22 protein-coding genes and 1 pseudogene are annotated in these 22,094 nt (G+C 69.9%); 14 read left to right on the forward strand and 9 right to left on the reverse strand.

Annotated elements, in window-relative coordinates; genetic code table 11:
- Positions 1 to 21 precede the first annotated feature (21 nt).
- Complete coding sequence (locus tag O9K63_RS14260; RefSeq protein ID WP_277238886.1) at positions 22 to 2,991, forward strand: type I restriction endonuclease subunit R; 2,970 nt, start codon at positions 22 to 24, stop codon at positions 2,989 to 2,991.
- A gap of 63 nt (positions 2,992 to 3,054) precedes the next feature.
- On the opposite strand, the gene O9K63_RS14265 is transcribed toward O9K63_RS14260, so the two are convergent.
- Positions 3,055 to 3,882 (reverse strand): hypothetical protein, encoded by an 828-nt coding sequence (locus O9K63_RS14265; protein ID WP_277238887.1) that lies wholly within the window; start codon positions 3,880 to 3,882, stop codon positions 3,055 to 3,057.
- Positions 3,883 to 4,161: 279 nt separating this feature from the next.
- Between O9K63_RS14265 and O9K63_RS14270 the strand changes: the two genes are divergently transcribed.
- The 7 genes and pseudogenes from O9K63_RS14270 to O9K63_RS14295 all read left to right on the forward strand — a co-directional run bounded on the left by O9K63_RS14270 (position 4,162) and on the right by O9K63_RS14295 (position 9,663).
- Complete coding sequence (locus tag O9K63_RS14270) at positions 4,162 to 4,284, forward strand: hypothetical protein (protein WP_277238888.1); 123 nt, start codon at positions 4,162 to 4,164, stop codon at positions 4,282 to 4,284.
- 15 nt (positions 4,285 to 4,299) lie between these two features.
- Positions 4,300 to 4,419: pseudogene (locus O9K63_RS16875) on the forward strand (winged helix-turn-helix domain-containing protein); the annotation flags it as partial.
- Between the two features lie 3 nt (positions 4,420 to 4,422).
- Positions 4,423 to 5,091: a restriction endonuclease gene (locus tag O9K63_RS14275; protein WP_277238890.1), complete on the forward strand. Its 669-nt coding sequence runs from the start codon at positions 4,423 to 4,425 to the stop codon at positions 5,089 to 5,091.
- A 749-nt stretch (positions 5,092 to 5,840) separates the two neighbouring features.
- Positions 5,841 to 6,797: a glucosyl-3-phosphoglycerate synthase gene (locus O9K63_RS14280; RefSeq protein WP_277238892.1), complete on the forward strand. Its 957-nt coding sequence runs from the start codon at positions 5,841 to 5,843 to the stop codon at positions 6,795 to 6,797.
- The gene (gene folP / locus O9K63_RS14285; protein ID WP_277238893.1) at positions 6,794 to 7,654 is read left to right on the forward strand and encodes a dihydropteroate synthase; all 861 of its coding nucleotides are present in this window, start codon (positions 6,794 to 6,796) and stop codon (positions 7,652 to 7,654) included. The genes O9K63_RS14280 and folP overlap by 4 nt, the downstream gene beginning before the upstream one ends.
- Positions 7,651 to 8,310, forward strand: a complete 660-nt coding sequence (locus O9K63_RS14290; RefSeq protein ID WP_277238895.1) for a hypothetical protein — start codon at positions 7,651 to 7,653, stop codon at positions 8,308 to 8,310. Before folP ends, O9K63_RS14290 begins: the two co-directional genes overlap by 4 nt.
- Before the next feature lie 9 nt (positions 8,311 to 8,319).
- The gene (locus O9K63_RS14295; RefSeq protein WP_277238897.1) at positions 8,320 to 9,663 is read left to right on the forward strand and encodes an MFS transporter; all 1,344 of its coding nucleotides are present in this window, start codon (positions 8,320 to 8,322) and stop codon (positions 9,661 to 9,663) included.
- 93 nt (positions 9,664 to 9,756) lie between these two features.
- Here O9K63_RS14295 and O9K63_RS14300 read toward each other — a convergent pair whose 3' ends face one another.
- Entirely contained in the window at positions 9,757 to 10,917 is a 1,161-nt protein-coding gene (locus tag O9K63_RS14300) for an acyl-CoA dehydrogenase family protein (RefSeq protein WP_277238899.1), read from the reverse strand.
- 121 nt (positions 10,918 to 11,038) lie between these two features.
- On the opposite strand from O9K63_RS14300, the gene O9K63_RS14305 reads away from it, so the two are divergent.
- Both O9K63_RS14305 and O9K63_RS14310 read left to right on the forward strand, forming a co-directional pair.
- Positions 11,039 to 11,629 carry a hypothetical protein gene (locus O9K63_RS14305; protein WP_277238900.1) on the forward strand — a complete coding sequence of 197 codons (591 nt, stop codon included), beginning with the start codon at positions 11,039 to 11,041 and terminating at the stop codon, positions 11,627 to 11,629.
- A 22-nt stretch (positions 11,630 to 11,651) separates the two neighbouring features.
- Positions 11,652 to 12,779, forward strand: a complete 1,128-nt coding sequence (locus O9K63_RS14310; RefSeq protein ID WP_277238902.1) for an LCP family protein — start codon at positions 11,652 to 11,654, stop codon at positions 12,777 to 12,779.
- On the opposite strand, the gene O9K63_RS14315 is transcribed toward O9K63_RS14310, so the two are convergent.
- The 6 genes from O9K63_RS14315 to O9K63_RS14340 all read right to left on the reverse strand — a co-directional run bounded on the left by O9K63_RS14315 (position 12,780) and on the right by O9K63_RS14340 (position 17,353).
- Positions 12,780 to 13,856, reverse strand: a complete 1,077-nt coding sequence (locus tag O9K63_RS14315; RefSeq protein ID WP_277238904.1) for a sulfate/molybdate ABC transporter ATP-binding protein — start codon at positions 13,854 to 13,856, stop codon at positions 12,780 to 12,782. It abuts the gene before it with no gap.
- Entirely contained in the window at positions 13,853 to 14,635 is a 783-nt protein-coding gene (locus O9K63_RS14320) for an ABC transporter permease (RefSeq protein WP_277238905.1), read from the reverse strand. The genes O9K63_RS14315 and O9K63_RS14320 overlap by 4 nt, the downstream gene beginning before the upstream one ends.
- On the reverse strand, positions 14,632 to 15,372 hold the full coding sequence (gene modA, locus O9K63_RS14325; RefSeq protein ID WP_277238906.1) for a molybdate ABC transporter substrate-binding protein: 741 nt from the start codon (positions 15,370 to 15,372) through the stop codon (positions 14,632 to 14,634). Before modA ends, O9K63_RS14320 begins: the two co-directional genes overlap by 4 nt.
- Positions 15,369 to 15,770: a TOBE domain-containing protein gene (locus tag O9K63_RS14330; RefSeq protein ID WP_277238908.1), complete on the reverse strand. Its 402-nt coding sequence runs from the start codon at positions 15,768 to 15,770 to the stop codon at positions 15,369 to 15,371. Before O9K63_RS14330 ends, modA begins: the two co-directional genes overlap by 4 nt.
- A gap of 96 nt (positions 15,771 to 15,866) precedes the next feature.
- Entirely contained in the window at positions 15,867 to 16,679 is an 813-nt protein-coding gene (locus tag O9K63_RS14335) for an SGNH/GDSL hydrolase family protein (protein WP_277238910.1), read from the reverse strand.
- Positions 16,676 to 17,353 (reverse strand): uracil-DNA glycosylase, encoded by a 678-nt coding sequence (locus O9K63_RS14340; protein WP_277238911.1) that lies wholly within the window; start codon positions 17,351 to 17,353, stop codon positions 16,676 to 16,678. Before O9K63_RS14340 ends, O9K63_RS14335 begins: the two co-directional genes overlap by 4 nt.
- Before the next feature lie 40 nt (positions 17,354 to 17,393).
- Between O9K63_RS14340 and O9K63_RS14345 the strand changes: the two genes are divergently transcribed.
- A complete protein-coding gene (locus O9K63_RS14345; RefSeq protein WP_277238913.1) occupies positions 17,394 to 18,752 on the forward strand; it encodes a pyridoxal phosphate-dependent decarboxylase family protein in 1,359 nt (452 codons plus the stop codon).
- Between the two features lie 122 nt (positions 18,753 to 18,874).
- Here O9K63_RS14345 and O9K63_RS14350 read toward each other — a convergent pair whose 3' ends face one another.
- The gene (locus tag O9K63_RS14350) at positions 18,875 to 19,186 is read right to left on the reverse strand and encodes a hypothetical protein (protein ID WP_277238915.1); all 312 of its coding nucleotides are present in this window, start codon (positions 19,184 to 19,186) and stop codon (positions 18,875 to 18,877) included.
- 237 nt (positions 19,187 to 19,423) lie between these two features.
- Between O9K63_RS14350 and O9K63_RS14355 the strand changes: the two genes are divergently transcribed.
- The 3 genes from O9K63_RS14355 to groL all read left to right on the forward strand — a co-directional run bounded on the left by O9K63_RS14355 (position 19,424) and on the right by groL (position 22,063).
- On the forward strand, positions 19,424 to 19,723 hold the full coding sequence (locus O9K63_RS14355) for a DUF3263 domain-containing protein (RefSeq protein WP_277238916.1): 300 nt from the start codon (positions 19,424 to 19,426) through the stop codon (positions 19,721 to 19,723).
- Positions 19,724 to 19,750: 27 nt separating this feature from the next.
- Positions 19,751 to 20,218 carry a GNAT family N-acetyltransferase gene (locus tag O9K63_RS14360; RefSeq protein WP_277238918.1) on the forward strand — a complete coding sequence of 156 codons (468 nt, stop codon included), beginning with the start codon at positions 19,751 to 19,753 and terminating at the stop codon, positions 20,216 to 20,218.
- Between the two features lie 213 nt (positions 20,219 to 20,431).
- Positions 20,432 to 22,063, forward strand: a complete 1,632-nt coding sequence (groL, locus tag O9K63_RS14365; RefSeq protein ID WP_277238920.1) for a chaperonin GroEL — start codon at positions 20,432 to 20,434, stop codon at positions 22,061 to 22,063.
- Positions 22,064 to 22,094 lie beyond the last annotated feature (31 nt).

Here is a 22,094-nt window from a genome sequence, read left to right on the forward strand (position 1 = left end):
ATGAGTAACACGACCGAGGCGGTGTTCGAGGGCAACATCGAGACCCACCTGACGACGAATGGGTGGGGGGCGGTGCCCCCTTCGTCATATGACCGGGATCTGGGGTTGTTCCCGGACGAGGTCATCGCCTTCGTTCAGGAGTCGCAGCCGAAGGCATGGCAGCAGTTGGTCACGCGACATGGCGGGGAGGCCACTGCGAGACAGCGCCTGGTCAAGGTTGTCGCGGGTGCCATCGATCATCGGGGCACGATCAGTGTGCTGCGCGGGACCGTCAAGGACTCGGGTGTAGTGGTGCGGATGTGTTGGTTCAAGCCGGCCAACACCCTCGCCCCTGAGCTCCAAGAGCGGTATGAGGCGAACCGGTGCGCGGCGGTGCGCCAGCTGCATCACTCGGAGTCTCGCCCGGCAGACTCCCTGGATCTGGTGCTCGTGATCAACGGCGTCCCGGTGGCCACCGCGGAGTTGAAGAACCCGCTGACCGGTCAGGGGCTGGAGCAGGCGATGCACCAGTACCGGGTCGACCGGAACCCGCACGATCGCATCTTCGCCAAGCGGACACTGGTGCACTTCGCGGTCGACCCGCACCAAGTCGCGATGACCACGAAGCTGGCGGGTGAGGCCACGCGGTTCCTGCCGTTCAACCAGGGCACCGCTGGTCCGGGGAACCCGGGGGCGGCCGGCAACCCGCCGAACGACGGCTACCAGAGTTCGTACCTGTGGGAGCAGGTCTGGGACAAGGATGCGTGGCTGGACCTGATTGCCACGTTCATCCACGTCGAAGATGGGCGCGTGCTCTTCCCGCGATTCCACCAATGGCACGCAGTCCGCTCCATTCTCGCCGCAACCCATACGGACGGGGCGGGGGTGGATCGGTTGATCCAGCACTCGGCCGGGTCGGGCAAGTCGAACACCATCGCCTGGACGGCGCACTCTCTCTCCCGGCTGCATGACGAGGGTGATCAGCCGATCTTCGACAAGGTCATCGTCATCACCGATCGGCGGGTGCTCGACAAGCAGTTACAGGACACCGTGGCTGGGTTGGATCACACGCCAGGCACGATCGTGCGGATCGACCAGAAGTCCGACCAACTCAAGGACGCGTTAGCCGGGCACGGGGCGCGGGTGATTATCACCACGCTTCAGAAGTTCCCCGTCGTCGCCAAGCTCGCCGCCGAGGAAGCGGCCGAGGGCGAAGCGCGAGGTGTCGCGGGGCGGCGGTTCGCGGTGATCGTGGACGAGGCGCACTCCTCGACCACGGGTGACTCGATGAAGAAGCTGAAGAAGGTTCTGGCCTCCGGCGATGACGCGCTGGCGGAGGCAGAAGCGGCGGAGGCGGAGGTCGAGGCGAGTGAGGCCCCGGATGATGCGCTGGTCGAGTCGGCGCGCAACCGCGGCAAGCAGTCGAACCTGTCCTACTTCGCCTTCACCGCCACTCCGAAGCCAAAGACCTTGGAAACGTTCGGGCAGTCCAACGGCGACGGCGTGAAGGTTCCCTTCCACACGTACTCGATGCGTCAGGCGATCGATGAGGGGTTCATCCTCGATGTGCTGGCGAACTACACGACCTACTCGACCTACTACAAGCTTGCGACAGCCGAGCCGCGGGAGGACCCGGAGGTCGACTCGGCGAAGGGGCGGGCGGCGTTGGCGCGGTTCGTCTCGCTGCACCCGTACATGATGGACGCCAAGGCGGAGGTGATCGTCGAGCACTTCCGGCAGAAGTCCGCGCACAAGATCGACGGCCAGGCCCGGGCCATGGTCGTCACCCGCTCGCGACTGCACGCGGTGCGCACCAAGGAGGCGATCGAGGCATACATCAAACGCAAGGGCTACGACACGGGGGCGCACCCCCTTCGCGCCCTAGTCGCCTTTAGCGGGACGGTCACCGACCCGGACGCTCCGGAGATTGCCTACACCGAGGCGATGCTCAACGGGTTTCCCGAGACCCAGCTGCCCAAGCGGTTCGAGGAGGACTACCAGGTCCTCGTCGTGGCGGAGAAGTACCAGACCGGGTTCGACCAGCCGCTGCTGCACACGATGTACGTCGACAAGAAGCTCGCCGGGGTCAAGGCCGTGCAGACCCTCTCCCGGCTGAACAGGACCCATCCGGGTAAGGAGGACACCTTCGTCCTGGACTTCGCCAACACCGCCGAAGAGATCCAGGAGGCGTTCGAGCCGTTCTACGAGCAGTCGCTGGCGCAACCGACCGACCCGAACGTGCTGTACACGATGGAGCACGACCTGATGTCGGCCGGCGTGCTGTCGCTGGATGAGATGGCCGCGGCCACGAGCGCACTGCTCTCGGACGATCCGAAGCAGCAGCCGACCATCTACGGGAATGTCACCCCCGCCGTGGGGCGGTTCGTCACCCTCGACGAGGACGCACAGGAGTCCTTCCGCGGAACGCTGACCCACTTCGTGCGGGCCTACGCCTTCGTCGCGCAGGTCATGCCCTGGGCGGATGCGTCGTTGGAGCGGCTCTTCCTCTACGGCAAGCTGCTGCTCACCGAGCTTCCCGCAGCGGAGTCCGATCCGATGCCTCAGTTGAGCAAGAGCGTGCAGCTGACCCACCTGCGCCTGTCCGTCACGAGCGAGGGCACCATTGGGCTCGACGGCGCCGACGAGGCCGGCGTCGCCCTGCCCGGGGAGGGCAAGGGCTCGGCCACCGAACCCATGCTCGACAAGCTCTCCGCGCTCATCGCCGTGATGAACGAGAAGTACGGCGCCGACCTCGGCGAATCCGACAAGGTATGGGTCGACCAGCAGTGGGCCGTCGTCATGGAAGACGAGGAGATGGAAGCGGTCGCGCTCCATAACGACCGCTCCCAGTTCGAGCTTGTCCTCGAGGAGAAGATCAAGGAACTGCTCCTGCAACGGCACGATAAGAACGGCGAGCTGTTCAGCCAGTTCTTCGCCAACCCCGACTTCCAGCAGATGTTGCTGGGCTACCTCGGGGGAACCTACGACGAAATTCGAGCCCGCACAGTGTGAGTTCGTTGACCCAGGGTCTTTGTCGAATTCCGCCTTGCAGTAGTCAACAGAACTCTTAGATATCTACTCAGGCTCCTCTGTTGCGTCTGCATTGGCGTATGTCTGCAGCGCTCCTTCCAGGCTCTTGTAGCGATCCTGATAGACAGCTGCTTTAACGGTCTTGGGGTACTTCAAAAAGCCGTAACCGCCAATCCGTCTCAAGTTTCCCTTAGGGCCCGATTCGGGGACACCCCACATGAGCTTGGCGATAGGCGCAAACATAGCCAAGGCTAGGTCGTCTCGTCCGGAACCCGTGGCGGTGTTCACGCAGTATCGGAAGGCTCCGAGGGCGATGTCGACCAGAGAACTCATGTGGCTCGCGCCATCGCACGTTTGGCTCAGGTGTAGCGTGCGGGTGAGCATAATAGAGCGGCCACCCGGCAACTCTAGAGGTTTGGTGAAGCGCTCCTCCAAGTAATCGTAGCCAAGGCTATCAACGCGATCCACGGAAACAATGCCGTAGGAATTGTGCCTACTAAGGTAGCGAAGGTCGAAGTGGCCTAACACGGCATTTAGGGCATACCGCATCTTATCTTCAGCGCTAACGTTCCTGGCGAGGTCATGCAGAACCACATAGGTGATCAAGTCAAGATCCTCGATCTCCGCGGCGCGCTTGAGCAACTCGGTTTTCGCAGCAGTCCAATGGCCGATCTCCATACCATCGGGCCGTGACCTTGTGTGAAATTTGAACGAGTCTATAGGTTTGAAGCCATACTTCGACCGTACGTCGGCCACGAGTCCGTGCGCCTTGATCATTCCTTCGGGTGTCGTCGCAAGACCCCCGTAGATGAAGAAGTCGCCGTCGCTTGACGTCACGTTGGTCTCGTCCCCAAATAACATATGCATGCCCATGCTCGGAGCCTACCGAGCACCTAAAGCGGGTCGCCGAGCGACTTGCCCGCACGCGTGAGTACTTTCTCTACTGACTCAAGCGCGCCTTCGGCGCGAGCCGGCGGGCCTTCGGCCCGCCGCCGTGCCGGGCATGCGGCCTGGCGGCCGTTCCGGGCTCGGCGTCGGGCCAGGCCCGCACGGCACTGAGGCGAGGCGGAGCCCCAAAGCAGCCCCGCCCCGCTGTCGTGGTGCTCATCGCTAGGCTGCCAGTCCCTTGCCCCATAACGGACGGAGCCAGTCGTGGCAGTTCCCACCTACGAGGACATGATGCGGCCCGTGATGGAAATCCTGGCCACGAACGGCGAAACCCAGTTCAGGGCGATGCCCGAGCACATCGCCGACGCAATGAACATCAGCGACTAGGACCGGGGCCAGACGATCGGCAGCGGACAACTCGTGGTGACCAATCGGGTTGGCTGGGCCGTCACTTATCTCGTGCAAGCCGGGGTTGTGGTTCGGCCCCGTCGTGGCCATGCCGAACTCACGCCCCGAGGTCGTCAGTTGCTCGCCGACACCACGGGCCCGATCTCCAACGCCGATCTCGCTCAGTTCGCGGAGTTCCAGGAGTTTCGCAAACGAAGCCGCAAGCGAACCCCCACGAAGGCCGCAACCGATCCGACCGCCCAGCCAATTACTGAGCCAGAAGAAGCAGACACGCCCGAAGACATCATCGACGCCACCGTTGCCACCGTGCACAGTGCCTTGGCCGCCGAGATCCTCGACCGGGTTATGCAACTGTCCCCGAAGAGCTTCGAGAAATTGGTTCTGCGAGTTCTTTCCGCCATGCAGTACGGGACGTCTGGACATGTCGAATCCACAGGGGACAGCGCCGATGCAGGCATCGATGGCGTGATCAGCCAAGACCCGCTGGGCTTGGACCGCATCTACGTACAAGCCAAGCGCTACGCCCGCGACCGCACCGTGGGCCGCCCCGCCATGCAAGCCTTCGTCGGGGCGCTCCAAGGACAGCAGGCCGACCGCGGCGTCTTCATCGCCACCTGCGACTTCACCCGCGACGCCCTCGACTACGCCGACCGAGTGGGGGTGCGCATCATCCCAGTCAACGGCATCGAACTCGCCGAACTCATGCTCAAACACCGCGTCGGCGTCCAAACCAACTACGTTGCGACCCTCCTCCGCCTCGATGAGGACTTCTACGACTCCCTCTGAGCAGCCGTCACCTTCACGCCTCCGACCCTCCGCTCCACTCTCCGCCCGCCTCCGGACCGCATCAAGGGCGCTTCGCGTCACTGCGTGATGGACTCCGTCCACCCTTGACCCGGCCACTCCGGCAGGCTCCTCTGCTCCGCTACAGGGTCGGCGGCTAGAACCGGCCAGCCCTCCACTTTGCCCTCCACTTGCGAACGCTGGCTCGCCGAAACAGGCCGAGACAGGCCCGCTCGATGCCAACGACAAGCCCGGAACGACGGGCGAGCAGCATCTCAGGAGCAACCACCAGAGAAGGCCGAAAGGCAAACAGGTGGTTGGGGGTTCGAGTCCCCCCGCCAGCTCCCCCCATCGACGGTGGCTGAGGTGCGAGGCCGTTCACGGCCGAAGCCTCGAAGCCGGGCTCGGCGGCGAGAACCGGCCACCACTCCTGGCGTCCCTGCGAGAAGGAGTAGCGACTCGCCGCACGGCGCCGTGACACCAACACGGACTACTCCTAGGGTCCGCGAAGACCCCCGCTCCCCCCGGGGGAGATCGTCCGCCTTCCGTGCGGCACTATCCGCGTTGCCCCCTTCCCTCCCCCAGACGAAGGGGGCAATCGTGTGTTCAGGACAGGGTTCCTCACCACTTTGGTCACCGCGTCGGCCCCAAGAGGGAACGACCCACCCCGAGAGGCATCGCCGACCGACCGCTTCCGGTGCAGCCCGTGCGTCTACCCTCGGAATCGTGATCGAGCAACGACGGGCCCACTGATGGAGGACGTCACGCTCGAGTGGCTGGATGCCCACAGCCACCACCACGAGGACTTCGCCGCCGCCGACCTGGTCGAGCGTCTGAGGGCGAAGGGGGAGACCGTCACCGTCGTCATCCCCGCCCGCAACGAGGCCGAGACCGTTGGCGACGTCGTCTCCGTCCTGCGGCGCGAGCTCGTCGAGGACACCCCACTCGTCACCGAGCTCGTCGTCATCGACTCCGACTCCACCGACGCGACCGCCCGGGTCGCCGCCGACGCCGGTGCCACCGTGCACCGGTCTGTCGACATCGCCCCGCGCCTGGGCAGCCACCCCGGCAAGGGCGAGGCGCTGTGGAAGTCCCTCTTCGTCACCACCGGCGACCACCTCGTCTTCGTCGACGCCGACCTCACGTCGTGGGGACCCCACTTCGTCACCGGGCTCGTGGGTGCGCTGACCGCGGACCCGACCACGCAGCTGGTCAAGGGGTGGTACGACCGCGTCCTCGACGTCGACGGCCAGGAGCCGAGCACCGAGGGGGGCCGGGTCACCGAGCTCGTCGCCCGCCCGGTCCTCGACCTGTGGTGGCCGCAGCTGGCCGGGGTCGTGCAGCCGCTCGCGGGGGAGTGGGCGGTGCGCCGCTCGCTGATGGAGTCGATCACCGTGCCCACCGGGTACGGCGTCGAGATCGCCACCCTCATCGACACGCACGCCCGCCACGGCCTCGAGGCGATCGCCCAAGTCGACCTCGGAGCCCGCGCCCACCGCCACCAGAAGGACCACGACCTCGCCGTCATGGCCGCCGAGCTCCTCGCCGTCGTGAACGCGCGGTGCCACGGCACAGCCGGGTCGATCGACGTCGCGGCACAGGAGCTGCAGCAGTTCACGCGGGACGGCGGCTGGCGCTCCCGGCCGGTCCCGCTAGCCCAACGACCGCAGGCTCGCGAGCAGACCGGCTACCCAGGAGGTCGACGATGAGACTCGGGCGCCACACCTTCGCCGACGACGCGATGCTCATCATGGCGATCGTCAACCGCACGCCCGACTCCTTCTACGACAAGGGCGCCACCTTCGCCGAGGACAAGGCGATGGAGCGGGTCGACCTCGTCGTCGAGCAGGGCGCCGAGATCGTCGACATCGGTGGGGTGAAGGCCGCCCCCGGCGGTGACGTCGACGCCGCCGAGGAGATCGACCGCGTCGCCGGTCTCGTCGCCCGCGTCCGCACCACGTACCCGGACCTCGTCATCTCGGTCGACACGTGGCGCGCCGAGGTCGGCGAGGAGGCCTGCCGCGCAGGGGCCGACGTGCTCAACGACGCCTGGGGCGGCGCCGACCCCGCGCTCGTCGACGTCGCCGCCCGCCACGACGCCGCGATCATCTGCACCCACACCGGGGGCGTCACGCCCCGCACCCGGCCGTACCGCACCGGCTACGAGCGGGACATCATGGCCGAGGTCCTAGACGGGGTCCTCGGGTACGCCGAGCGCGCGGTCGCCGCCGGTGTCGCCCGGGAGTCCGTCGTCATCGACCCGGCGCACGACTTCGGCAAGAACACCCACCACACCCTCGAGATCACCCGCCGCCTCGACGAGATGTTCGAGACCGGCTGGCCGGTGCTGGTGTCGTTGTCCAACAAGGACTTCGTCGGCGAGACCCTCGACCGGCCGGTCGACCAGCGCCTCGTCGGCACCCTCGCCACCACGGCCGTCTCCGCGTGGCTGGGCGCGCGGATCTACCGGGTGCACGAGGTCGCCGAGACCCGTCAGGTCCTCGACATGGTCGCGACCCTGCGCGGCGAGCGGCCCCCCGCCCGCACCATGCGGGGGCTGGCATGAGGGCCGTCGTCGTCCCGGCCGCGCCGGCGCTGCTGCCGGGCATCGGCGGCGCCGCCGACCCGCTCGCCGACCTGCGGGAGCGGGCTCGCGCCCTCGTCGCCGACACCATGACGAAGGGGGTCACCCGCCTCGTCGTGATCGGCGCGGCCCGGTCCACGCAGACCTGGCCGAGCGATGCGCCCTCCGGCGCAGCCCGGTTCACCACCGGCCGCGCCCCCGAGGGGGCGCTGCCCACCGACCTCGAGATCGGCCGCCTGTTCGCCCCCTCCGCAGGGGGCGAACCGGTCCTGCAGTCGATAGCCGCCGACGCCCACCCGGCCGACTGTCTCGAGCTGGGCCGCTCGCTCGCCGACGAGGAAACGCTCCTCCTCGTCGTCGCCGACGGGCCGGCCACCCTCACCGAGAAGGCGCCGGGCCACCTGCAACCGGACGCGGCCCCCTTCGCCGACGAGCTGGGCCGGGCACTCGCGGCAGCCGACACGACCGCGCTCGCCGACCTCGACCCGACCACCTGCGACCGGCTGTGGATGCGCGGGCGCCCGGCGCTGCAGGTCCTCGCCGGCGCCTTCACCGGTGAGCGGGTGCACGGCGAGGTGCTCGCGGAGGAGTCCCCCTTCGGAGTCCAGTATCTCCTCGCCCGCTGGAGCGGGAAATAGCATGAGCGCGTGACCGGGACCCGACAGCTGCACAACATCGGACGGCGCCGCGCCTACCTCATCTGGGCGACCGCGCTCGCCGTCTACGTGCTCGCCGTCTTCCACCGCACCTCCCTCGGCGTCGCCGGGCTCCTCGCGGCGGAGCGCTTCGACATCAGCGGCAGCCAGCTGGCGACCTTCACCGTCCTGCAGCTCGCCGTCTACGCGGGGATGCAGATCCCGGTCGGCGTGCTGCTCGACCGCTTCGGGTCCAAGGCACTGATCATCAGCGGACTCGTGGCGATGACCGCGGGACAGCTCTGGTTCGCCACGGCCGACAGCTTCGCGATGGGTCTGGGCGCGCGGGCCCTCATCGGTGCCGGCGACGCGATGGTCTTCACCTCCGTGCTGCGGCTGATCGCGCTGTGGTTCCTCGTGCGGCAGGCGCCGGTCATCACCCAGCTCACCGGGATGATCGGTCAGATGGGTGCCGTCGCCGCGGCCATCCCGCTCAGCGCCGCACTGCACGCGTGGGGCTGGACGATGACCTATGCGACGGCCGGCTTCCTCGGCGTCGTGGGCATTCTCGGCATCTTCCTCGTCGTCAAGGACTCGCCCTACGAGCGCGGCGCCGTCGAGAAGATCAAGATTCGCGCCCTGCGCGACAGCCTCGGGCAGGTGTGGCGTGACCCGGGGACGCGGCTGGGGTTCTCCGTGCACTTCACCACGCAGTTCGCCCCGACCGTCTTCGCGCTGCTGTGGGGCTTCCCATTCCTCGTCGCCGGGCAGGGCCTGACGCCGGGGCAGGCCTCGGCGCTGCTGACGTGGATGACCTTTGTCGCGCTCTTCGCTGGGCCGACGATCGGCCGCTGGACCGGGCGCCACCCCTACTACCGCTCGCTGATGGCCCTGGTGGTCGTCGGCGCCATCTCCCTGGTCTGGGCGATCGTGCTCGCCCTGCCGGACCGGTCACCGTTCTGGCTGCTGATCGTCCTCGTCTCGGTCACCGCGGTCGGCGGCCCGGGGTCGATGATCGCCTTCGACCTGGCCCGCAGCTTCCACCGCAGCGAGCGCTACGGGCGGGCCTCCGGGATGGTCAACATGGGCGGCTTCATCGCCTCGCTGACGACGATGGCTCTCGTGGGGGTCATCCTCGACCAGATCGCGCCGGGCGGTCCGGAGACGTACACGCTCGACGACTTCCGGATCGCGATGAGCTCACAGTTCCTGCTGTGGGGCTTCGGTGCGTGGATGATCTGGCGCTACCGGCGGCACAGCCTGCGTCGGGTGGCACGCGTGCCCGGCGCGTTCGAGGCGCTGCGCGGTGGCTCGACCCTCCTGCCGGGCATCTCGCGCGACCCGGACGACGACTGACCCGGGAGCCAGCAGCAGTACGTATCGTCCGCAGCACCTCGAGCTACTGCAGGCGATACGAACTGCTGCCTGCAGTAGCTCGTAGCGGGGGCGTCAGAGCGAGGCGAGCAGCTGCCGGGAGATGACCAGGCGCTGGATCTGGTTGGTGCCCTCGAAGATCTGGGTCACCTTCGCCTCGCGGAAGTACCGCTCGACGGGGAAGTCCTCGGTGAACCCCGCGCCGCCGAGGACCTGGATCGCGTCCGTCGTCACCCGCATCGACGCATCGGTCGCGACGAGCTTGGCGACGGCGGCCTCCTTGCCGAAGGCGCGCCCGGCATCACGCAGCCGCGCGGCGTGCAGGTAGGTCGCGCGGGCACTCGTGACCGCGGCCTCCATGTCCGCCAGGAGGAAGGCCAGGCCCTGGTTGCTCGCGATGCTCCGCCCGAACTGCTCGCGCTCGGTGGCGTACTTCGCCGCGACGTCGAGCGCCGACTGGGCCAGACCGGTCGCGACGGCCGCGATGCCGAGCCGTCCCGCGTCGAGCCCCGCGAGGGCCATCGGCACCCCGCGCCCGAGGTCCCCGACGAGACGCTCGCCCGCCACGGGCACGTCCTCGAAGATCACCTCGCGCACCGTGTCGCCGTGCAGGCCCATCTTCTTCTCCGGGGCGCCGAAGGTGATGCCCTCCGCGTCGCCGGGCACGACGAAGCAGCTGACGCCGCGACCGCCGTCGTCGCTCGTGCGGGCGAAGGTCGTGTAGTAGTCGGCGTGGCCGCCGTGGGAGATCCACGCCTTGCGCCCGCGGATGCGCCAGTCGTCGCCGTCGGGGGTCGCCCGGGTGGTCATCGCCGCGATGTCGGACCCGGCGAGCGGCTCGGAGAGCGCGTAGGCGCCGAGCGTCTCCCCGGAGAGCATGTCGGGCAGCAGGGCCTCCTGCTGCTCCCGGCTGCCGAAGGTGTGCACCGCGTAGGCCGTGAGCGAGTGCACCGAGACCCCGACGGCGACCGACGCCCACGCCGAGGCGATCTCCTCGACGACCTGCAGGTAGACCTCGTACGGCTGCCCACCGCCGCCGAGCTCCTCCGGGTAGGGGAGGGAGAGCAGACCCGCCCGCCCCAGGGTGCGGAAGACCTCCCGGGGGAAGACCTCCTCGGTGGCCGCACGGGCCTCGACGTCGTCGACCTGGGGGCGCAGCGACTTGTCGCAGATCGAGCGGGTGAGCTCGATCAGGTCGTCGCCGATCTCTGTGGGCATGAGCCTGGTTGCTGGCATGCGACCCACTGTATGAGGGATGGGGGAGGGCGTGGCGAGAGTCCCTCCGGACGGGGGCCACCTCGGTTGCTCCTCCGACGCCGCCCTTGGTCTTCCGTCCACTCGGGTCCATGGTGGAGACATGACCAGATCGCGGATCGCCCTCACCACCCTCACCACGGCCTCGGTGCTCGCGGTTGCCGCGTGCGGCTCGGACGGCACCTCCGAGGATACGACGACCTCGAGCGCGACGAGCAGCTCCCAGGCCTCGCCGGCGAGCGGATCCGAGAGCGACCCCTCCGGTCCGTCCGGGGAGGTCGGTGACCTCGAGAGGGTCCTCGCTGCGATCGAGGCCGCCGTGGCCGAGGCCGGCGGTACGGCCTACGAGATCGAGGAGAGCGACGACGACGGCATCTGGGAGGTGGAAGTCGCCGAGGGGGTGCACGGCGTCGCGCTCGAGGTGAAGCCGAACCACGACGTCACCGAGCACGAGGAGTTCGGCCTCCATCCGGAGGCACGCGAGGGCCTGGACCAGGCGGAGATCGGTCTCGGCTCGGCCGTCGAGACGGCGATGTCCGAGGTCGACGGCAGCTTCGACGAGACCCGCCTGATCGAGATCGACGGCCAGCACTACTGGAAGGTCACGGTCGACACCGCGGCGACCGAGGAGGAGGACGACGACCACCAGGTCCTCGTCGACGTCACCGACGGCACGGCGACCGTCGAGAAGTGACCCCTCCACCTACCGTGGAGGGGTGAGACCTCCCTCCGCCCGCGCCACGGCGGTCACCACCGTGGCGGCGCTGACCCTGATCGCCTGCACCGGCTCCCCGGACGAAGGGGGTGACACCAGCTCGTCAACCACCACCACCTCGTCCTCGTCGTCCGAGACCACGTCCTCCTCGTCGACCACCTCGACGCCCACCGTCGCCATCGACGGCGCCTCGCAGGGACTGACCGAGGCCGTGGCGAAGAAGTACGGCTCGCAGTCGATCACCGGCGCGGCGACGACGGGCACGTGGCGGGGTGCGAAGGTCGCCGTCGTCACCTCCGAGGACGACGTCACCCTGGCCGCGCGCCCCAAGGGCGAGCAGTGGCGCGTCGTCGGCGGGTGGTGGCCCTCCATGGACGAGAAGGCCGACCTCGGCACGGGCCCGCGCCACGTCCTCCTGCTCGGCAGCGACGCGCGACCCGGCCAGACGGTCGAGCGCTCCCGCGCGGACGCGATCCAGCTGCTCGGCGTCGACGGGTCCGGCGGCGCGGGCGTCATGGGCTTCGCGCGCGACCTGTGGGTGCCCATCCCCGGGCACGGCCACGGCAAGCTCAACGCCGCGATGGTCTACGGCGGCCCGAAGGCCGAGGTCGGCGCGGTCTCGAGCCTCAGCGGCATCGACGTCGACGGCTACCTCGTCACCGGCTTCGGGGGGTTCAAGGCGATCGTCGACGAGCTGGGGCCGCTGAGCTTCGACTCCCCGGACGGCCTCGACTCGCACCTGCCCGGCGGCCAGATCCCCGAGGGCAAGAGCAAGCTGGGCCCGAACGAGGCGCTCGCGTACTCCCGGGAGCGCAAGACCCTGCCGCGCGGCGACTTCGACCGCTCCCGCCACCAGGGTCTGCTGATCCTCGCCGCCGCGATCCAGGCGCGGGTCCAGGGGCCGGACACGCTGCCGCGGGCGCTGACCGTGATCGACGAGCACGCGACCAGTGACCTCACGGCGACGCAGATGCTGCGCTTCGCGGCGAGCTTCTACAAGGTCAACCCGATGAAGGTCGGCCACGAGGTCGCCGTCGGCCCGACCGGCATGCAGTCCGGCCAGTCGATCGTGCGCCTGGGCGCGGAGTCGAGGAAGGACCTGCGCAGCTTCCGCGACGGCCGGCTGTAGCTAGTCCGCGGCGTCGGGCGGCACGGCGTGGGCCGCGTGCACCCGCACCTGGCTCGCCTTGACCGAGGCCCACACCCCGTCACCCGGGCGAAGGGGGAGTGCCGCCAGCGCCGCAGGGGTCACCTCTGCGCTCATCGGCACCGGTGTCGACAACCACACCCGGGCCCGGCCGGCGTGCGCCTCGACGCGGGAGACCCGGCCGTGCCACACATTGCGCGGGGACCCCTCGGGGTGCTCGCGGTGCAGCGAGACCGCGTCGGGGGTGAAGGTCACCCAGCACGCGCCGATGACGTCGTGCGGACCGGTCGCGATCTCCAGCGTCGAGCCGTGGAGGGACGCGAGCGCCCCGCTGCCCGGCAGCGCCTCGGCGTGGACGAGGTTGAGCCCGGCCAGGCCGGCGGTGAAGGCGCTGCGCGGGTGCTCCAGCACATGCCGCACCGGCCCGTGCTCCACGCGCTCCCCGAGGACGGTCATCGTGTCCGCGGGCCCGTCGGCGACCGTGAGCACGTCGAGCACGTCGTGGGTGACGAGCACGACGACGAGGTCCTCGCGCGCGTGCGTGACGTCGGCGAGGACGGCTCGCATGGCCGGCGTCGCCTCGACGTCGAGCGCGGCGAGGGGCTCGTCGAGCAGGAGCGCGTCCGGCTCCGCGGCGAGGGCCCGGGCGAGCGCCACCCGCGCGGCCTGGCCCCCGGACAGCTGCGAGGGCCGACGGCCGGCGAAGGCACCCATGCCGACCACCTCCAGCCAGTGGTCCGCGGTGGCGCGGGCCCCCCTTCGTCCCCGGCCGGCGCTGCGCGGGCCGAAGGCGACGTTGTCGCGCACGTCGAGGTGGGGGAAGAGCGCCGGTGACTGGCTCATCAGCCCGACCCGGCGGCGGTGCGGGGGGACGTCGTCGAGGACCCGGCCGTCGAGCACGACACGCGAGGACTCCGGTCGGGCCAGGCCGGCGATGACGGACAGGAGCGAGGTCTTGCCGCTGCCGTTGGGGCCGGTGACCGCGTGCCGGCCGGGGGGCAGGTCGAGGTCCACGGACACGCCCCGCTGCGCCCACTCGGCGCGGACCTGCAGGCTCATGCCGCCGGCTCCGGCCGGACGGTGCGTGCGTAGACCGTGCCGACGATGACGGTCGCGAGGACGACGAGCACGAGGGCGAGCGCGACGGCGGCGTCGGGGTCGCTCTCCCGCTGGAGGTAGATCTCCAGGGGTAGGGTGCGGGTGCGGCCCTGGGCGGACCCGGCGAAGGTGAGCGTCGCCCCGAACTCCCCGAGCGCACGCGCGAACGCGAGGACGCATCCCGAGACCAGTCCCGGTGCGACGAGCGGCAGGGTGACGTGGGTCAGCCGCCGCCAGGGACCGGCGCCCAGGGTGGCCGCGACCTCCTCGTGGCGACGACCCAGACCGCGCACGGCCCCCTCGAGGGAGAGCACGAGGAAGGGCAGCGCGACGAAGCTCTGCGCGAGGACGACGGCCGTGGTGCTGAAGGAGATCGACAGCCCGGCCGCCTCGAGGTGCTGGCCGATCAGGCCGCGCCGGCCGAAGGTGAAGAGCAGCGCGAGGCCGCCGACGACCGGCGGCAGCACGAGCGGCACGAGGACGAGGGCACGCAGGAGCGACTGGCCGGGCCAGCGACCGCGGGCCAGCAGGAGCGCCAGCGGGGTCCCGAGCAGCAGGGACACGACGGTGGCGGCGCTCGCCGTCCGCAGGGAGAGCAGCAGCGCGTCGATGGAGGCCTGCGTGGTCAGCAGCTCGGGGAGCCGGTCGGGCTCGACCTCGGCGACGAGACCCAGCAGCGGGACCACGACGAGGAGCACCGCTCCCGACGCGGGCAGCCACAGCCAGGCAGGTGGTCTCACGGCAGGCCGAAGCCGTGGTCGTCGAGGATCCGCTGCCCCCGGGAGCCGGTGACGGCGTCGACGAAGGCCTGCGCCTCGTCGCTCGGGGCGCTGGTGAGCACCGCGATGGGGTAGCGGTTGGGCTGCGCGTCGGCGTCCCTGATCGGGACGGTCGCGACGTCCTTGCCGGCGCCGGCCGCGTCGGTGACGTAGACCAGCCCGGCGTCGGCCTCGCCGGAGGTGACCTTGGCCAGCACGTCGGTGACCCGGGACTCCTCGCTCACCGGGGTCAGCATCACGCCGCGGGCCTCGGCGAGGTCCTCGGCCGATCGCCCGCACGGCACCTGGGGGGCGCACGTGACCACGTCGAGCGTGACGTCCTCGAGGTCGGCCAGGCCGGAGATGTCCCTGGGGTTGCCCGGCTCGGTGACGATCGTCAGCGTGTTGGTGGCGAAGACCGTCGGCTCGCCCGCGACGTCCGCCGAGACCCGCTCCATGGTCTCCTCGTCGGCGGAGGCGAAGACATCGACCTCGGCACCGTTGCTGATCTGCGCGGCGAGGTCGGAGGACCCGGCGAACTGCAGCTCGACGGTCACATGGCGGTTCTCCGCCTCGTAGTCCTCGGCGATCTCCTCGAAGGGCTCCTGCAACGACGCGGCGGCGCCGACCCGGAGGGTCTGCTCGGTGTCGGGCCCGGAGCCGCAGGCGGTGAGGACGAGGGCGGTGACGGCCAGGCCGGCGGTCATGCCGGATCTCATGCAGGTCCTCCGGCGGTGCCGATGATGACATTGGTCGACTTGATCGAGGCCACCGCGACGCTGCCGGGCTCCAGACCCAGCTCGTCGGCGGCCTCGCGGGACATGAGGGAGACGATCCGGAAGGGGCCCGCCTGCAGGCTCACCTGGGCCATCACCCCGTCGCGCTTGACCTCGGTGACGATGCCGCGCATCCGGTTGCGCGCGGACTCGTCGCGGACCGGACCGACCGACGGCGGGGCGGCGACCTCCTGGGCCAGCCGGGCGAGGCCGACCCCGTCGACGAGGGTGGCGCCCTCCCCCTTCGTCGCGGTGAGGCGACCGCCCTCGATCCACCGCCGGACCGTGTCCGGGGAGACCGCGAGGAGCTCAGCCGCCTCGGATACCCGCATCTGCGTCATGATCGGACGATATCAGCGGCATCTGCGTGACTACATTCGCAACTGCCTAAGCAGTTGCGAATGGGGGGGCGCAGGAGCCTAAGCAGTTGTGAGCGTTCAGGCGTCGGGCAGGTCCGTCGGGCCGAAGGGGGTCAGCTGCCCGATCTTCGCCGGTCGCCCGTCCCCGGAGGAGCGGCCGGTGAGGCGACGGCGCACCCAGGGGGCGGCGTGCGTGCGGGTCCACTGCGCGGTGCCCGCGAGCTGCTCCCGGCGCGGGACCGCGGGCGCCGGGGGGAGCGGCTGGTTCCAGTGCGCGTCGCTGACCGGCTGGCGCAGGGCGACCAGCGCCGCTTGCGCGACCCGGCGGTGCCCCTCGGTGCTCAGGTGGATGCGGTCGGTGGCCCACATCCGCCAGTCGCGCAGCGAGCGGATGCCCCACAGGTTGATCACGTGCGCACCCTGGCGCTGGGCGATGGTGAAGATGTTGGCGGTGTGCACCCCGTGGCGGGCCCGCAGTGTCGACAGCAGCCCGGCGTCGGCCGGGTCGGCGGGCGTGGCCATGAGGACGTCGGCGCCGGTCGCGCGGATGCGGGCCACCGCCTGCTCGAGGCGGTCGGCGACCTCGTCGAGGTCGACGCGCGGACGCAGGATGTCGTTGCCGCCGCCGACCATCGAGACCAGGTCCGGCCCCATCGCCAGCGCCTCCTCCAGCTGCGGGCCGACGACATCGTCGAGCTTGCGGCCCCGCACGGCCAGGTTGGCGTAGCGGAAGTCGCCGTCCCCGGTACGGGTGGACAGCTCCGCGGCGAGGCGGTCCGCCCAGCCGACGAACCTCCCCTCGTCGCGGGGGTCGAGGTCCGACATCCCCTCGCTGAAGGAGTCGCCGATCGCGACGTAACGGCGCCAGGGGTGTGCGGGGTGCTCGGTCACGGGAGTCTCCAATCGATCGGTGCGGCGCCCTGCCGGACGAGCAGGTCGTTGGTACGGCTGAAGGGGCGCGAGCCGAAGAACCCCTTGTACGCCGACAGGGGAGAGGGGTGCACGCTCTCGATGCACCGCTCCCGGCCCAGTGCGGGGGCCAGCCTGCGGGCATCGGCACCCCAGAGGATCGCCACGAGCGGACCGTCGCGGCCGGCGAGCACCTCGATGGCGCGGTCGGTCACGGCCTCCCAGCCCTTGCCGCGGTGGCTGCTCGGGCTGCCGGGGGTGACGGTGAGGGAGCGGTTGAGCAGCATGACGCCCTGCTCGGCCCACGGGGTGAGGTCGCCGTTGCTCGGCGGCGGGACGCCGAGGTCGTCGACGAGCTCCCGGTGGATGTTGACCAGCGACTTCGGCAGCGGGTGCACGTGCGGGGCCACGGCGAAGGACAGTCCGATCGCGTGGCCCGGCGTGGGGTAGGGGTCCTGCCCGACGACGAGGACGCGCACCTCGTCGACCGGGATGGTGAAGGCGCGCAGGATGTTCTCCCCGTCCGGCAGGTAGCCGCGGCCCTCACGGACCTCGGCGCGCAGGAAGTCGCCCATCGCGGTGATCATCCCCGCGACCGGCTCGAGGGCACTGGCCCACGACGGGTGGATCAGGTCGGACAGGTCGCGCGTGCTCACCGGGTCAACCTACCCACGCCCTGCCCATAGAGTGCTGCGCGTGCATGGATTCTCCGACGACGACACCTCACTGGACGAGCTCGAGCGCCTCATCCTCGACTACTCGGCGGAGCGGCTGCGCTACGACCCGCCACCGCTCGATCGCACGCTGACGCCGGAGCAGCTCCGGGAGGCCGCCGGCTCCACGATCACGAAGGAGGGGCTCGGCGGCCGGGCCGCGATGGGCCTCTTCGCCGACGTCCTCGCACCCGCCTGCCTGTCCGTGGACCACCCGCGCTACCTGTCCTTCATCCCGTGCGCGCCCACCGAGGCCGCGGCGATGTTCGACCTCGTCGTCGGCGCGAGCTCGATCTACGGCGGCTCCTGGCTCGAGGGGTCCGGCGCCGTCTACGCCGAGAACCAGGCCCTGCGGTGGATCTGCGACCTCGTCGGCCTGCCCGAGGGTGCCGGCGGCGCCTTCGTCCCCGGCGGTACGATCGGCAACCTCTCCGCGCTCGTCGCCGCGCGCGGCCGGGCCCGTCACGAGGCGGCGACGGGGGAGCGTCCCTTCCGCGTCGCGACGACCAGCGGGGCGCACAGCTCGATCGCGTCCGCGTGCGAGGTCATGGACGCCGAGCTGACGCCCGTCGAGCCGGACGAGCGCGGGCGCCTGACCGGGCCCCGGCTGCGCGAGGTGCTGCTCGAGCACGGCCCGGAGAGCTACTTCGCCGTCGTCGCCACGGCGGGCACGACGAACTTCGGCATCGTCGACGACCTCGCCTCGGTGGCCGAGGTCTGCCGCGAGTTCGGCATCTGGTTCCACGTCGACGGCGCCTACGGCGGTGCCGGCCTGGCCGTTCCCTCGGTGCGCCACCTCTACGAGGGGATCGAGCACTGCGACTCCTTCATCGTCGACCCGCACAAGTGGCTGTTCGCCCCCTTCGACTGCTGTGCGCTGGTCTACCGCGAGCCCGGCTACGCCCGCGCCGCCCACACGCAGAAGGCCGGCTACCTCGACGTGCTCACCGGCACCTCGGACTGGAACCCGACCGACTACTCCGTCGGCCTGACCCGGCGCGCGCGGGGGCTGCCCTTCTGGTTCTCCCTGGCGACGCACGGCACGCAGGCCTACACGAGTGCGGTGGAGCGGACCCTGGACGTCGCGGCCTTCGCCGAGGAGGAGATCGCCCGGCGGGAGGACCTCGAGCTCGTCGGCGAGCGCAGCCTGTCCGTCGTCGTCTTCCGCCGGCTGGGCTGGTCGGCCGCCGACTACCAGGCCTGGTCGGACCGGATCCTCGACGAGGAGTTCGCCTTCGTCGTCCCGACGACGCACGCCGGTGAGACGCTGGCGCGCTTCGCGATCGTCAACCCGCAGACGACCCCCGAGGACATCACCGCCATCCTCGACTCGATGGCCTGAGCGACGCGAGGTGTCCGGGCGCAGGCCGTGCCCCGGGCCGAGGGGGGTGGTGGGCCCGGGGCACGGCGGTATCGGAGTGGGTCGGCGCAGTCAGCGCCTCACCGCATCGAGGCGTTGCCGCCTCACCGCATCGACGCGTAGCCGCGGCAGGAGTTGCCGGGACGCTCCTCGCCGAGCTCGTCCTTGAACCCGCGCGAGACGTACTGGCCGTAGCTCTGCACGCCGCGGCCGAGCCAGTCGTCGTCGAGCTCCGGTGCCGGGTTGTTCTCGATCTCGTCCGGGATGTCCTGGCCCGAGAACGCGCAGATCGACCCCGCGCGCTCGGGGGCGGGCGTGGACCCGCCGTTGCCGGTGTACTCACCGGCCGATGCTGCGCCGGAGCCGCCGAATACCAGAGCGACGGTCGCCACGCCGCCGAGGATCAACCTCTTCATGACATTGCCTTCCCCTGAAAAGCGCCCTCCCCCTCGAGCCCCCGGGACGCACAGCGCCCATGCGCCGTTGACCGGGAATTTACTCTTTACTTACTGTTTCGTGGTGACTTTGCGCCGAACGGTCACGCGGTGTGGCGGATGGGGCCCCTGGGAGGCGAGTGGCCTCGTGGGGTGCGGCGTCCAGCCGACACGCCGAGGTAATGACAGGCCTGTGATTCGGTCGGTACGCTGCACTGCGTGAACCCCGCCAACCAGGCCAATCAGTCCAGCCAGCCGACCCCCTCGGTCCCGCTCACGGACCGTGACCGCGAGATCCTGGCCTTCGAGCGTCAGTGGTGGAAGTACGCCGGCTCCAAGGAGCAGGCGATCAAGGAGCTGTTCGACATGAGCTCCACGCGGTACTACCAGGTGCTCAACGGCCTGATCAACAACCCGGCCGCCCTCTCCGAGGACCCGATGCTCATCAAGCGGCTGCGTCGCCTGCGCGACCAGCGCCAGCGCACCCGCAGCGCGCGGCGCCTGGGGTTCGAGGTCTGAGCCCTCGGGGTCTGCCACGATGAGGGCGTGAGCCTGCGAATCGTCCGGGCCGGGCCCGAGGACGCCTTCATCGTCGCCGCACTGTCGCTGCAGTTCGCGATCGCGGTCGACGGGTCGCGCGAGGACGGCTACCTCGACCGGGCAGCAGAGCACTGGCTGCGCCACCGCGAGCAGCTGCCGACGTGGATCGCCGAGCTCGCGGGCAGCCACGCCGGCTACCTGCAGGCGACCCTCCCGCCCGAGTCCACCTGGCCGGGCCAGCCGATCGGGACCCGCGGTCGGCTGTGGATCCACGCCTTGTACGTCGCGGCCGACCAGCGCCGCCGTGGGGTCGGCGCCGCACTGCTCGGCGCCTGCGAGAGCTGGACGAAGGGGGCCGGGGTCGGCGTCATCCGGCTGCGGTGCGACCTCGGCGCCGAGGAGTTCTACGACGCAGTCGGCTACGCCCCTGCTGCCGAGGTCCGCCAGAAGCGGCTGCGCCCCCCTTCGCCCTGACCGGTGGCGGGCCGGTGCGCGGGGTGCCGGGCGTTTGCACTCTCGGGTGGAGAGTGCCAATAATGGCCCTTAGCACTCTCCCCGTGAGAGTGACAGTCCTGACCGGTCAGGTGAGGGACGGGACCACACGGTGACGTGAGCCGCGTGGGAGCGTCCCGTCCGTCGCGGGCACCCCCGGTCGCACCCTTCGATTCGCGTGGAGGAACCACCCGAATGGCAAAGCTCATTGCTTTCGACGAGGAGGCCCGTCGCGGCCTCGAGCGGGGAATGAACACCCTCGCCGATGCCGTCAAGGTCACCCTCGGTCCCAAGGGCCGCAATGTCGTCCTGGAGAAGAAGTGGGGAGCCCCCACGATCACCAACGACGGCGTGTCCATCGCCAAGGAAATCGAGCTCGACGACCCGTACGAGAAGATCGGCGCCGAGCTCGTCAAGGAAGTTGCCAAGAAGACCGACGACGTCGCCGGTGACGGCACGACGACGGCCACCGTCCTCGCCCAGGCCCTCGTCAAGGAGGGTCTGCGCAACGTGGCGGCGGGCGCCAACCCGATGGCCCTCAAGCGCGGCATCGAGAAGGCCACCTCGGCCGTCTCGGAGGAGCTGCTCGTGATGGCCAAGGAGATCGAGACCAAGGAGCAGATCGCTGCCACGGCCTCCATCTCCGCCGCTGACCAGGAGATCGGCGCCAAGATCGCCGAGGCCATGGACAAGGTCGGCAAGGAAGGCGTCATCACCGTCGAGGAGAGCAACACCTTCGGGCTCGAGCTCGAGCTCACCGAGGGCATGCGCTTCGACAAGGGCTACATCTCCGGCTACTTCGTCACCGACACCGAGCGCATGGAGACGGTGCTCGAGGACCCCTACGTCCTCATCGCCAACTCCAAGATCGGCAACGTCAAGGAGCTCCTCCCGATCCTGGAGAAGGTCATGCAGTCGGGCAAGCCGCTGATGATCATCGCCGAGGACCTCGAGGGTGAGGCGCTGTCCACCCTCGTGGTCAACAAGCTCAAGGGCACCTTCAAGTCCGTCGCCGTCAAGGCCCCGGGCTTCGGCGACCGCCGCAAGGCCATGCTCGCCGACATCGCCATCCTCACCGGTGGCCAGGTCATCTCCGAGGAGGTCGGCCTCTCCCTCGAGACCGCCGAGCTCGACCTGCTCGGTCGCGCCCGCAAGGTCGTCGTCACCAAGGACGAGACGACCATCGTCGAGGGCGCCGGTGACCAGGAGCAGATCAACGGCCGCGTCAACCAGATCAAGGCCGAGATCGAGAACTCCGACTCGGACTACGACCGCGAGAAGCTCCAGGAGCGCCTCGCCAAGCTCGCCGGTGGCGTCGCCGTCATCCGTGCGGGTGCGGCCACCGAGGTCGAGCTCAAGGAGCGCAAGCACCGCATCGAGGACGCGGTGCGCAACGCCAAGGCCGCCGTCGAGGAGGGCATCGTCGCCGGTGGTGGCGTCGCGCTCCTGCAGGCGACCAAGGTGGCCTTCGAGAAGCTGCAGCTCGAGGGTGACGAGGCCACCGGCGCGAACATCCTGCGCGTCGCGGCCGAGGCCCCGCTGAAGCAGATCGCGGTCAACGCCGGCCTCAATGGTGGCGTCGTCGCGGAGAAGGTCGGCAACCTGCCGGCCGGCGAGGGCCTCAACGCGGCCACCGGCGAGTACGTCGACATGATCGCCCTGGGCATCATCGACCCCGCCAAGGTGACCCGCAGCGCGCTGCAGAACGCCTCGTCCATCGCGGCGCTCTTCCTCACCACCGAGGCGGTCATCGCCGACAAGCCCGAGAAGTCGGCACCGGCCATGCCCGGTGGCGACGACATGGGCATGGGCGGCATGGGCTTCTGATCCCAGGTCTCCACGCGTGACGGCGAAGGGC

This window comes from Janibacter cremeus (assembly GCF_029395675.1).
Classification (GTDB): Bacteria; Actinomycetota; Actinomycetes; order Actinomycetales; family Dermatophilaceae; genus Janibacter; species Janibacter cremeus_A.